Raw genomic sequence first — 11,740 nt, 5'->3', positions numbered from 1 at the left:
ATTTAGCCCTGCGGCCGCTTCCCAATCTGCCCAGAGGTCAAGCGGAACAATCCGCCTGCCTTGGGACTTCCAAGCCAATAAGGATCGAAACCGCATCAAGAGAACTTTCAACAGAATAAAGCGGTTCCGACGCGCCGCAACCCGATCCTGCCAATCAGCTAATGATTGCGGTCATCCGTAAGTTCCATAATCTATCTTATGCGATCTTTGTATGTAGCCGAAGTGGGGTCTATTTTCGAATGCAACAAAGACGATGTCAGGACGCATCAACATCGTCACCCTCATCCTTCGGCGAATTCCCGCAGCGCGTCACCGGTGAGCCGATACCTGATCCATTCGTTCTGCGGTTCGGCGCCGATCGCGTCGTAAACCTTGATCGCAGGCTCGTTCCAGTCGAGCACGCTCCATTCGAAACGGCCGCAGCCATTTTCCAGTGCGATTTGGGCGAGCCGTTTCAGCAAGGCCTTGCCAGCGCCGGCGCCGCGAGCGTTTGGCGTCACATAAAGGTCCTCGAGGTAAAGCCCGTTGCGGGCCTGCCAGGTAGAATAGTTGAAGAACCAGATCGCCATGCCGATCGCCTGCCCGTCGCGTTCGCAGACCAGAGCGCTGGTCACCGACTGGGGACCGAAGATCGATATCTCGATGGTTTCGATGGTGGCGGCAACCTCATGCTCGGCGTTTTCATAGATCGCCAATTCGCGGATGAAACCGAGCAGCGTGGCGGAATCCTCGCGGACCGCCGGGCGAATAGTGAGCGACATCAATGATCTCCGGAATACATACAGGAAGCGGCCTGAAGACGGCCGCTGGGTCTGGTTGCGGCGTGCTACTCGGCCGCATCCTTCACGTCGGCGATCTCCAGTTCATAGGCATAGCCTTCGAGCATGACATAGGCCTGTTCGATCGTCTTGATCTCCGTTTCGGATTTGGAGATCGCCTCGCCGATCGTGTCACAGCGCGCCTTGAGCATCCGGCCTAGCACGTCGGTTCCTGGCTTGCGGCCCATGCGGTCCATGTGGTTGCGGATGCGGGCGCGGTGCCGCTCCATCTCGAGAATATGAAAGCGAGCGGTAACGATACGATCGGTCAGCTTGCGGCGCATCGAGGCAACGGGATCGAACGAACCTGGCTCGCGCTCGTCGAGGATCATCTCGTTGACCAGCATTTCCAGAATGACCAGGCCCTGCAGATCCTTGGTATCGGCGATGTCCGGATCATAGCCGGTATCGTCGAATACCTTGCGGCGCACCGGATCGACCAGCAATTCGTAGGCGAGTTTCAGATCACCGAAAAGCTCCGCATCGCCACCGGCATCGGGATGGGCGGATTTCACGCGCTTGCGATAGGCGGATTTGATGGCCGCGCTGTCCGCGTCGCGCGAAAGGCCCAGGATTTCATAGGGGTCGATCAAGGAGCGTCACCTGTCTTCGGCATGTCATCGCTAGTGGTAAAGGCTAAGGCCGCGAGGCTCAACCCCGAAGGTCCAAGACCTGACGCATTCTTATGGCCAATTGGGGGCAAACGGCGACGCGTTGCCGGCCCCTCGCCCCGTTTCACACAACTATCGTCGGTCCAGCCGGAACGGCCGTTTTCCCTCGGCGACCGGCGCCATCAGGAAGCTGACGAGCACGCAGGGCAACAGCACCAGGAAGGTGGCGGCAAGGCTTACATGTTCGGCGACGAAACCGAGAAGCGGTGGCACGCCGATCGTCGACAACATCAGCGTCAGCGCCAGTGCGGCAAGATTTTCCGACGGCTGCCCCTTGCCGAGCGCGATCGTTGTGGCGACTGCAAGAGGAAATGCGAGTGCTATGCCGCAACCGATAAGGAAAAGCGCGGTGCCTGCCAACATATAGGACGGCGTGGAGATCAACAGGACGATGCCAAAGGCGACGACCACCGCCGAGATGCGGATAAGCGCCACCGCGCCGAGACGGTCGCGCAATGTGTCGCCTGCCATGCGGGTGGCGCCCATGCCGATGGTGAAGGCTGCGTACAACATGCCAGCCAGCGCCGGATCGGCACCCAGCTCCTCGCGCAGGAAGAAGATGCCCCAGTCATAAACCGCGCCTTCGACGACGCAGAGGCCCAGAACCATGACACAGATCAGAATGATGGTCCGGTCGGGCATGACATAGGCTGAGTGCCGTTTGACCACCGGCACCGCCGGCGGGTCTGCCGGGGTCAGCAGGAAGACCGTCAGGCAGGCAAGGATTGCAAGCCCCGCCGCCAGAACCTGCTGGACCGTCGGCGAGATCCCCTCCTGCGCCAAGAAGCCGGATGCCAGCGAGCCCACCAGAAGACCGACGGACCAAAATCCGTGACTGCGCGACAGAACCTTTACCCCGGTGCGGTTTTCGATGCCCGCCGAAATCATGTTGGCGGAAACGTCGAAAATCGTGCGGAAAAAACCGAAAAGGAAAAAGCAAACAACGAAACCCGTTAGCGGCAGGACGGTTAGAAGCGGGGTCAGCAGGGCACAGACCGGCAGCATGATCACGGCGGTCAACCGCGGCGTCAGGCGATCCGTGATCCGCCCGGCAAGCGGCAGCGCCAGAAAAGTGCCCGCGGGAGCGCTCAGCAGGGTCAGACCAAGCACCGCCTTGTCGATCTGCATCGCCTCCTGGATGGAGGGAAGACGGGTGAACAGCGAAATGAAGAGGATGGCATTGCTGAAATAGAGCAAAGCCGGTGGCAGCAGTGTCATCTGGGGCATCCGGGCGAATCGGGTTTTCCATTGGTCGCAAAAGGCTTCCGTCGCCACAAGCGGCAATGGCGGGACCCTGCCCTGCATGATCCGTGACGGGAAGCGCGCGGGCAGACATTGCCGAAAAAATCGACGCGCCCATCTTTTCAGCAGAAATAATTGCGCTACCATTCTATTTCCTCGCTGGAGAACGTCTGATGGCCGCTCGCTTTGCCTCCCTTGTTGCTTCCCTGGTGCTTGTATCTCCCCCTCTCCTCCATGCCGAGGATCCTGTTGCGCAAGCGCAGGCCGTGATTTCCGGCCAGATCGAGGCGATGATGTCCGACGATGCGGATAAGGCCTATTCCTATGCATCGCCCGATATCCGCAGTCTTTTCCCCGACAAGAATACCTTTTTGACGATGGTGCAGAAGAACTACGAGCCGGTCTATCACGCCGGCAATTATGCATTCGGCCGTTCAAAACTGGTCGGCGGCGGCGAGATGGTGCTGCAGGAGGTGATGATCAGCGCCAAAGAGGGCAAGGACTGGACCGCCATCTACGAGATGCGGCTGATGAATGACGGTTCCTACAAGGTCAACGGCGTGCGGATGATGCCAAATACCGCGAGCCAGGGGATCTGACGAACCTTTGCATTCAAGGAAGCATAGCTGAATTCGACATCATCTCGTCCGCCTCGTCCCGGCCCAGTGAGATGACCCGGCGGGAGACATCGTGGCTGAAGCCATTGCGGGCCAGTGACGATAACTCCCGGATCATTCTCTTGTCGTCGGCCGTCTCGCGCCGATAGGGGCCAAAACCACGCCGCCTCGCATAAGCGAGCGCAGCTTGGATATCGTCGACATCCTCAAGGGCTGTTGCAGCTGTCTCCGCATCGATACCCTTCTCATGCAGCTTGCGTTGCAGCATCCGCCGCGAGCGGCCGGTCCTGACGCCGGAGCGAACCTTGGTTTCGGCATAATTCCTGTCGTCCAGGCAGCCGAGACCACGACCGCATTCGAGTGCGGTCGTCACCAGCACCTGCAGTTCGTCTTCGGAAATATCCTCGAACTTCTGTTTCGCCTTGCGCCTGATGGCATCGGCCAGTTCACGTTCCGACATCATCCGGCGCGACAGCCGGTAGAGGGTGGAATTGCGCGCCCAGTTCAGCATGCGAGCGGTCACGCCGGCACCCAGATCCCCCGCCTGCTCCTCTCCGCCGTCTCCGCTCATAACCGTGTAAACGCCTCAGAGCTTGTCGATATCGCCCTTTGCCCAGGCTTCCTGGGTTTCGGCGTAGAAATCGGCGAAACGACCTTCCTCGATCGCCTTGCGGATGCCCTTCATCAGGTCCTGATAATAGTGCAGGTTGTTCCACGACAGCAACATGCCGCCCAAGGCTTCGTCGGCACGGCAGAGGTGGTGCAGGTAAGCGCGCGAATAATCGCGGGCGGCCGGGCAATCCGATTCCTCGTCCAGGGGGCGCATATCCTCCGCATGGCGGGCATTGCGCAGGTTTACCTTGCCGCGACGGGTGAAGGCCAGACCGTGACGGCCCGAGCGGGTCGGCATGACGCAGTCGAACATGTCGATGCCGCGGGCAACCGATTTGAGCATGTCGTCCGGCGTGCCGACGCCCATCAGGTAACGCGGCTTTTCCGTCGGCAGGACCGGCAGGGTCGTGTCGAGCATGGAGAGCATGACATCCTGCGGCTCGCCGACCGCCAGACCGCCGACCGCATAACCCTTGAGATCCAGCTGTTTCAGCCCTTCCGCCGAGCGGATGCGCAAGGCCGGCTGGTCGCCGCCCTGGACGATTCCGAACATCGCCTTGCCCGGCTGTTCGCCGAAAGCGACGCGGCAGCGCTCGGCCCAACGCAGCGACATTTCCATGGCGCGCTCGATTTCCCGCGGTTCAGCAGGCAGCGCCACGCATTCGTCGAGCTGCATCTGGATGTCCGATCCCAGAAGCCCCTGGATCTCGATCGAGCGTTCCGGCGACATGTGGTGCAACGAGCCGTCGATATGGCTCTTGAAGGTGACGCCCTTTTCGTCGAGCTTGCGCAGGCCCGACAGCGACATGACCTGGAAACCGCCCGAATCCGTTAGGATCGGGTGTTCCCAGCGGATCAGCTTGTGTAGTCCGCCGAGGCGGGCGACGCGTTCGGCACCAGGGCGCAACATCAGGTGATAGGTATTGCCGAGGATGATGTCGGCGCCGGTATCACGCACCTGATCGAGATACATGGCCTTGACGGTACCGACCGTGCCGACCGGCATGAAGGCCGGGGTGCGGATCGTGCCTCTGGGCATCGAGACTTCGCCAAGACGGGCGCCGCCATCGGTCTTTTTCAGGGTGAACTGGAATGTCTCGGTGCTCATTTAGTCTTTCCGGAAAAGCAGGCTGGAATCGCCGTAGGAATAAAAGCGATAGCCCGTCTGAATGGCATGGCTATAGGCGTCCTGCATCACCTCAAGGCCGCAAAAGGCCGAGACGAGCATGAACAGTGTGGATTTCGGCAGGTGGAAATTGGTCATCAGCATGTCCACCGCCTTGAAGCGATAGCCGGGCGTGATGAAGATGCCGGTGGCACCGCTCCAGGGCTGGATCTGGCCGTCATCCGATGAGGCGCTTTCGATCAGCCTCAGCGAGGTCGTGCCGACGCAGATTATGCGCCCGCCCCTCGCCTTTACCGCGTTGAGCCTTTCGGCCGTTTCGGCGCTGACGTGACCGATCTCCTGATGCATCTTGTGATCGACTGTGTCGTCCACCTTCATCGGCAGGAATGTTCCCGCGCCGACATGCAGGGTGACGAAATGCCGTTCGATGCCGGCGGCATCGAGTTTTGCAAAAAGATCGGGCGTGAAATGCAGGCCGGCGGTCGGGGCGGCGACAGCACCGTCCTCGCGGGCATAAATGGTCTGGTAGTCCTGCCGGTCATGCTCGTCCTCGGCGCGCTTGGCGGCGATGTAAGGCGGCAGCGGGATATGGCCGACGGACATGATCGCCTCGTCGAGCACGGGACCGGAGAGGTCGAAGCGGAGCGTCACTTCACCGACCTCGCCTTTTTCCTCGACGGTTGCCATCAGCGAACCGAGCTCGCATGTCTCCGATGAGTGACCAAATTCGATGCGATCGCCGATCTTGATACGCTTGCCGGGCTTGGCAAAGGCCTTCCAGACGTCGGCTGCCGTGCGCATATGCAGCGTCGCCGAGACCTGCTGTCCCTTCGCTCCCTCGCCCGCCCCGTCGCGATGACGAATGCCCTCGAGTTGCGCCGGAATGACCTTGGTGTCGTTGAACACCAGCGCATCGCCGGGTTTCAGAAAATCCGCCAGTTCCGAAACGCGATGATCGGCAAGCCGCGGATCGGCCTGCGGGCGCACGACGAGAAAGCGCGCGCTGTCGCGCGGGTTTGCCGGCCGCAGCGCGATGTTTTCTTCCGGCAGATCAAAATCGAAAAGTTCGACACGCATGGCGTAATTTAAAGGCCTGTTCTTGAAATGCGTAAGCCCGCCCCGCCTTTTAAAGGACGGAGCGGGCCAAAGGCAGACGGTCTGATCAGACGTCGGCTGCGACGCGGACCGAAACGATCGAATCCGGATCCTGGACCGGTTCGCCCTTCTTGATCAGGTCGATAATTTCCATGCCTTCGATAACCTGGCCCCAGACAGAATACTGTTTGTTGAGCCAGGGAGAATCGGTGAAGCAGATGAAGAACTGCGAGTTGGCCGAGTTCGGGTTCTGCGAACGGGCCATGGAGCAGGTGCCGCGAACGTGCGGTACTGCCGAGAACTCAGCCTTCAGGTCCGGCTTGTCGGAACCGCCCATGCCGGCACGCGACGGGTTGAAGCTGTCGCCACCCTTCTTGCCGAACTTGACGTCGCCGGTCTGTGCCATGAAATCGGGGATGACACGGTGGAAGACCACACCGTCATAGGCTTCTTCGCGAGCCAGTTCCTTGATGCGGGCAACGTGGCCCGGAGCGAGGTCCGGCAGAAGCGAGATCACGACCTTGCCCTTGGTGGTTTCCATGATGAGGGTGTTCTCGGGATCCTTGATCTCCGCCATGTGCGTCTCTCCTGGTTGGCGCCTTTGTAAGGCTCTTCTTTGGTTCGAAAAATCGGCGCCGAGGCGCCTTTACGTCTTGCTGGCCGTCACTTCTTCGTGGCGGTGACCTTGATCATCTTGTCGGGATTGCTGACTTCGCCATTACCACCGCTACCGCGCTTGATCTTGTCGACGAATTCCATGCCGGACACGACCTTGCCGACGACCGTGTACTGGCCGTCGAGGCTTGGATATTTGGTGAACATGATGAAAAATTGCGAGTTGGCGGAATTCGGATCGCTGGACCGAGCCATGCCGACCACACCACGCTCGAACGGTGTCTTGGAAAACTCGGCCGGAATATCGGGCATTTCCGAGCCACCCATGCCGGCGCGCTGCGGGTTGAACTTCGCGCCGCCCTGCTTGCCGAATTCGACATCTCCGGTCTGGGCCATGAAGCCGTCGATGACGCGGTGGAAGACGACGTTGTCATACTCGCCCTTGGCGGCCAGCGCCTCAATCTGAGCGACGTGCTTCGGGGCGACTTCCGGCGCGAGCTTGATGACGACCGGGCCGTCCTTCAACTGGATGGTCAGGAGATCGTCGGCATGGGCCGAGACCGCCATCGAGGCGAAGGCCGTAAGACCGGCAAAGGCAAGGTGAAGCAACTTCATTTTGAAACTCCGTTTTTCTGACCGGATCAACGGTCGAATCTCGTTTTCAGGGCGGCAAGCACCGGGGCCGGCACGAAGGCCGAAACGTCTCCGCCCATGGCTGCGATCTGCCGGACCAATGTGGCGGTTATGGGCCGCGACGCGGTACCCGCCGGCAGGAACACCGTCTGCACATCCGGCGCCATCTGTCGGTTCATGCCGGCCATCTGCATTTCATAATCGAGATCGGTGCCATCACGAAGCCCGCGGATCAAAAGCCTTGCGCCATTGGCGCGTGCAGCGTCGACCACAAGCTTGTCGAAGGAAACAACATCGATATCGGCAGCCTTTTCCGGCAGCACTTGGCTGAGGGAGGCACGGATCAGTTCGGCGCGCTCCTCGAAGGAAAAGAGCGGCGTCTTGCCCGGATGCACGCCGATCGCAACGATCACATGGTCGGCGACATTAAGCGCCTGCACGAGCACGTCGAGATGCCCGTTGGTCATCGGATCGAAGGAACCGGGATAAAAAGCAGTCGTCATACGTTAGCCGGCCGGTTGAAATTCCTGCGCCTTTTGTCACGTCGGCCCTTTTTTCGCAAGGGTCGAGCCACTTTCCAAGGCCGTGAATGCAATATGAACGGTCCATTCAAGGTCGTTTCAGCCGCGCTTTGCTTAACTGCAGACAGTGGCAGGATGTCCTGTCCGGAGATGGAGAGACGAAATGCTGGTTCTTATGGTCATTGCAGCCGTTTTCGCATCGCTCATGCTTGAAGGACTGCTCTGCGCCCTTGGCCAGGACGATCTCTGAGGCGGAGAAACCTGAACGCCAGATGAACGAGCCCTTCAGGGTCGCTTCAGAGCCGTTCAGTTAAATTTCTCTCAACATGCGGTGAAAACCTGTGAGCGCCCGGCGCATTCAGGCAAACGAGAAGGAATGTGGATATGTTTTCCAAGCGGAACCCGATGATGCTCGACAAGGTCACGATGATCAATCTCGTCTGGACGTCGATGATCGCCGTGATGCTGACGGCAACGGTCACCCTTTATCAGGACAGGTCCAACACCCACGAAGCGTCAAACAACTATCAGCAGGTTACCGGCCGTTACCAGGACGTTTCCTACTACTAGGATCAGGTTCGCCACCCAGCGAATGCCCGTTCACGCATGACTAATTTGCGCGCAGCTTTTATAGGCAGCGCGACACTCGGCAAGATTGGCGACCGTTTTTTCGACAATCCGCAGTCAGCGTATGGTTAGATAATTTTCCCACAGTCTAGGTCGTTCCCAGTGATCGGCTAAGCCGGGACCGCATCCGGTTTCCGTCCGGTCGCAGAACCCCTAAGGTTCAGGTGGCAAATAAAAACGGCAGATTGAACAAAATTCAAAAGCCCGGAGAACAAAGTTCTCCGGGCTTTTTTCGTATTGCATGGATGCCGCGTCGAGCAGGATCAATTTTTTCCGGCCATCGTTTATGGCCGGTGGGTAGGAAAGATAAGCGGCGCGCCTTACGCGCCGCTATCGTCACCTTCCGGCGCCTCGCCCTGATCCGGTGCAGCCGCACCGTTTTCGGTCGTGGTGATGTCCTCACCCTCGACGCCGCTCTCGTCGTCATTTTCCGGCTCGCTGATCCGTTCGACAGACACGACCTTTTCGTCCTTGGCGGTTGAGAAGATGGTCACGCCCTTGGTGGCGCGGCTGGCGATGCGAATACCGCCGACCGGAACACGGATCAGCACGCCACCATTGGAGACGAGCATGATCTGGTCGGCTTCGTCGATCGGGAAAGCGGCAACCAGTTCGCCGATCTCCGCCGTTTTCGAGGTATCGGTGGCACGGATGCCCTTGCCGCCTCGACCGGATGTACGGAAGTCGTAGGAAGAGGACCGCTTCCCGTAGCCCTTTTCAGAGACCGTCAGGACAAACTGCTCGCGTGCCTTCAGATCCTCGTAACGCTCGTCTGTCAGCTGTCCCTCTTCGGTGACTTCCTCGCCGACGAGAGCGATATCCTCTTCATCGACGCCGGCAGCGCGCCGCTCGGTGGCAGAGCGCTTCAGATAGGCGGCGCGTTCCCATGGCTCGGCATCGACATGGCTGACGATCGTCATCGAGATGATGCGGTCGCCGTCGCCGAGATTGATGCCGCGCACGCCGATCGAGTTGCGGCCGGCAAAAACGCGGACCTCATCGACCGGGAAGCGGATCGCCTGCCCGAGTGCCGTGGTCAGAAGTACGTCGTCGCCGGGGATGCCGATATCCGGGTTCGGTGCCGTGCAGGTCTCGACGGAGAGGATTTCGTCACCCTCTTCCTCAAGCTTCATGGCGATCTTGCCGTTGCGGTTGACCTGAACGAAGTCCGACAGCTTGTTGCGGCGAACCGTACCGCGGGTCGTTGCGAACATCACATCGAGGTTTTCCCAGGAGTTTTCATCCTCGGGCAGCGGCATGATGGTGGTAATCCGCTCGCCGGCTTCCAGCGGCAGCATGTTGATCAGTGCCTTGCCGCGCGATTGCGGCGTGCCGATCGGCAGGCGCCAGACCTTTTCCTTGTAGACGATGCCACGCGAGGAGAAGAACAGCACCGGTGTGTGGGTGTTGACGACGAACAGGCGGGAGACGAAATCCTCGTCGCGTGTCGCCATGCCGGACCGGCCCTTGCCGCCGCGACGCTGGGCGCGATAGGTGGCGAGCGGCACGCGCTTGATGTAACCGAGATGCGAGACCGTGACGACCATGTCCTCGCGGGCGATGAGGTCCTCGTCGTCCATGTCGAGGCCGGCATCCATGATGACGGTGCGGCGCGGCGTGCCGAACTCGTCGCGAACGGCAGCGAGTTCTTCCTTGACCAGCGTCTGGATACGGAGGCGCGACGACAGGATGTCGAGGTAATCCGAAATCTCGGCACCGATCTTGTTCAACTCGTCGGCGATTTCATCGCGGCCGAGTGCCGTCAGGCGGGCAAGACGCAGTTCAAGGATGGCGCGCGCCTGCTCTTCGGAAAGATTGTAGGTGGCGTCCTCGTTGATCTTGTGGCGCGGATCGTCGATCAGGCGGATCAGCGTCTCGACGTCGTGGGCCGGCCAGCGACGGGTCATCAACTGCTCGCGGGCAGTCGCCGGATCGGGCGCACGGCGGATCAGGGCGATGACTTCGTCGATATTGGCGACGGCAATAGCAAGACCAACCAACACATGGGCACGATCACGGGCCTTGCGCAGCAGGTATTTCGTGCGGCGGCTGATGACTTCCTCGCGGAAAGACACGAAGGCGCGCAGCATGTCGAGCAGCGTCAGCTGTTCCGGTTTACCGCCGTTCAGCGCCACCATGTTGCAGCCGAAGGACGTCTGCAATGGCGTGTAACGGTAAAGCTGGTTGAGGATGACATCGGCATTGGCATCGCGCTTCAGCTCGATGACGACGCGATAGCCCTGTCGGTCACTCTCGTCGCGCAGGTCGGAAATGCCCTCGATTCGCTTTTCCTTGACCAGTTCAGCCATCTTCTCGATCATCGTTGCCTTGTTCACCTGATAGGGAACTTCGGTGACGATGATCTGCTCGCGGTCGCCGCGCATCGGCTCGACAGTGGCAACGCCACGCATCATGACCGAACCTCGGCCGGTCTCATAGGCCGTGCGGATGCCGTTCTTGCCAAGGATCATGGCGCCGGTCGGAAAGTCCGGACCGGGAATGATCTCCATCATTTCCGGCAGATCGATCGCCGGATTGTCGATCAGCGCGATGCAACCGTTGATGACTTCGATGAGGTTGTGCGGCGGAATATTGGTCGCCATACCGACGGCGATGCCGCCTGCGCCGTTGACCAGCAGGTTTGGGAATTTTGCCGGAACAACGACCGGCTCCGACAGCGTGCCGTCGTAGTTGTCGCGGAAATCGACAGTTTCCTTGTCGAGGTCGTCGAGCAGCGAATGTGCAGCTTTTTCAAGGCGACATTCGGTATAACGCTCGGCCGCCGGCGGATCGCCGTCGATCGAGCCGAAATTGCCCTGACCATCGATCAAGGGCAGTCTCAGCGACCAATCCTGCGCCATGCGCGCCAGCGCATCGTAAATCGCGGAGTTGCCGTGCGGATGGTATTTACCCATCACGTCCCCGGTAACACGGGCGCATTTGACGTATTTCTTGTTCCAGTCGATGCCAAGTTCCGACATGCCGTACAGGATGCGACGATGCACCGGCTTCAGGCCGTCGCGAACATCGGGAAGGGCGCGGCTGACGATCACGCTCATGGCGTAATCGAGGTAGGACCGCTGCATCTCTTCGACGATGGAAATAGGTTCGATGCCGGGAGGCAGCTTTCCGCCGCCGGGTGTGCTTTGCTCAGTCAAAACGG

The 11,740-nt window shown here is 60.0% G+C and carries 12 protein-coding genes; 2 read left to right on the top strand and 10 right to left on the bottom strand.

Annotated features, from left to right (window positions below):
- Positions 1-281 precede the first annotated feature (281 nt).
- The 3 genes from AC2GXZ_RS14960 to AC2GXZ_RS14950 all read right to left on the bottom strand — a co-directional run bounded on the left by AC2GXZ_RS14960 (position 282) and on the right by AC2GXZ_RS14950 (position 2,707).
- The gene (locus AC2GXZ_RS14960) at positions 282-761 is read right to left on the bottom strand and encodes an N-acetyltransferase family protein (RefSeq protein WP_483759946.1); all 480 of its coding nucleotides are present in this window, start codon (positions 759-761) and stop codon (positions 282-284) included.
- Between the two features lie 65 nt (positions 762-826).
- The gene (locus tag AC2GXZ_RS14955) at positions 827-1,411 is read right to left on the bottom strand and encodes a J domain-containing protein (RefSeq protein ID WP_483759945.1); all 585 of its coding nucleotides are present in this window, start codon (positions 1,409-1,411) and stop codon (positions 827-829) included.
- Positions 1,412-1,561: 150 nt separating this feature from the next.
- Entirely contained in the window at positions 1,562-2,707 is a 1,146-nt protein-coding gene (locus AC2GXZ_RS14950) for an MFS transporter (protein WP_483759944.1), read from the bottom strand.
- Between the two features lie 197 nt (positions 2,708-2,904).
- On the opposite strand from AC2GXZ_RS14950, the gene AC2GXZ_RS14945 reads away from it, so the two are divergent.
- Complete coding sequence (locus AC2GXZ_RS14945; protein ID WP_483759943.1) at positions 2,905-3,330, top strand: DUF4864 domain-containing protein; 426 nt, start codon at positions 2,905-2,907, stop codon at positions 3,328-3,330.
- Between the two features lie 13 nt (positions 3,331-3,343).
- Here AC2GXZ_RS14945 and AC2GXZ_RS14940 read toward each other — a convergent pair whose 3' ends face one another.
- The 6 genes from AC2GXZ_RS14940 to coaD form a co-directional block, all read right to left on the bottom strand.
- The gene (locus AC2GXZ_RS14940) at positions 3,344-3,919 is read right to left on the bottom strand and encodes a regulatory protein RecX (protein ID WP_483759942.1); all 576 of its coding nucleotides are present in this window, start codon (positions 3,917-3,919) and stop codon (positions 3,344-3,346) included.
- Positions 3,920-3,934: 15 nt separating this feature from the next.
- A complete protein-coding gene (gene tgt, locus AC2GXZ_RS14935) occupies positions 3,935-5,068 on the bottom strand; it encodes a tRNA guanosine(34) transglycosylase Tgt (protein WP_483759941.1) in 1,134 nt (377 codons plus the stop codon).
- Positions 5,069-6,163 carry a tRNA preQ1(34) S-adenosylmethionine ribosyltransferase-isomerase QueA gene (queA, locus tag AC2GXZ_RS14930; RefSeq protein ID WP_483759940.1) on the bottom strand — a complete coding sequence of 365 codons (1,095 nt, stop codon included), beginning with the start codon at positions 6,161-6,163 and terminating at the stop codon, positions 5,069-5,071. It lies immediately after the preceding gene.
- 85 nt (positions 6,164-6,248) lie between these two features.
- Positions 6,249-6,758, bottom strand: a complete 510-nt coding sequence (locus tag AC2GXZ_RS14925) for a peptidylprolyl isomerase (protein WP_483759939.1) — start codon at positions 6,756-6,758, stop codon at positions 6,249-6,251.
- Between the two features lie 86 nt (positions 6,759-6,844).
- Positions 6,845-7,411 carry a peptidylprolyl isomerase gene (locus AC2GXZ_RS14920; protein WP_483759938.1) on the bottom strand — a complete coding sequence of 189 codons (567 nt, stop codon included), beginning with the start codon at positions 7,409-7,411 and terminating at the stop codon, positions 6,845-6,847.
- 26 nt (positions 7,412-7,437) lie between these two features.
- A complete protein-coding gene (coaD, locus tag AC2GXZ_RS14915) occupies positions 7,438-7,932 on the bottom strand; it encodes a pantetheine-phosphate adenylyltransferase (protein WP_483759937.1) in 495 nt (164 codons plus the stop codon).
- Positions 7,933-8,334: 402 nt separating this feature from the next.
- Between coaD and AC2GXZ_RS14910 the strand changes: the two genes are divergently transcribed.
- Positions 8,335-8,520 (top strand): hypothetical protein, encoded by a 186-nt coding sequence (locus tag AC2GXZ_RS14910; protein WP_483759936.1) that lies wholly within the window; start codon positions 8,335-8,337, stop codon positions 8,518-8,520.
- Between the two features lie 377 nt (positions 8,521-8,897).
- Here the strand turns inward: AC2GXZ_RS14910 and gyrA are convergent, their stop codons facing one another.
- Positions 8,898-11,735 carry a DNA gyrase subunit A gene (gyrA, locus tag AC2GXZ_RS14905; RefSeq protein ID WP_483759935.1) on the bottom strand — a complete coding sequence of 946 codons (2,838 nt, stop codon included), beginning with the start codon at positions 11,733-11,735 and terminating at the stop codon, positions 8,898-8,900.
- Positions 11,736-11,740 lie beyond the last annotated feature (5 nt).

The organism is Aliirhizobium sp. YIM B11859 (genome assembly GCF_057163345.1).
Note: the sequence above shows the minus strand (reverse complement) of the source record. Positions and strands in the feature narration are given on the sequence as shown.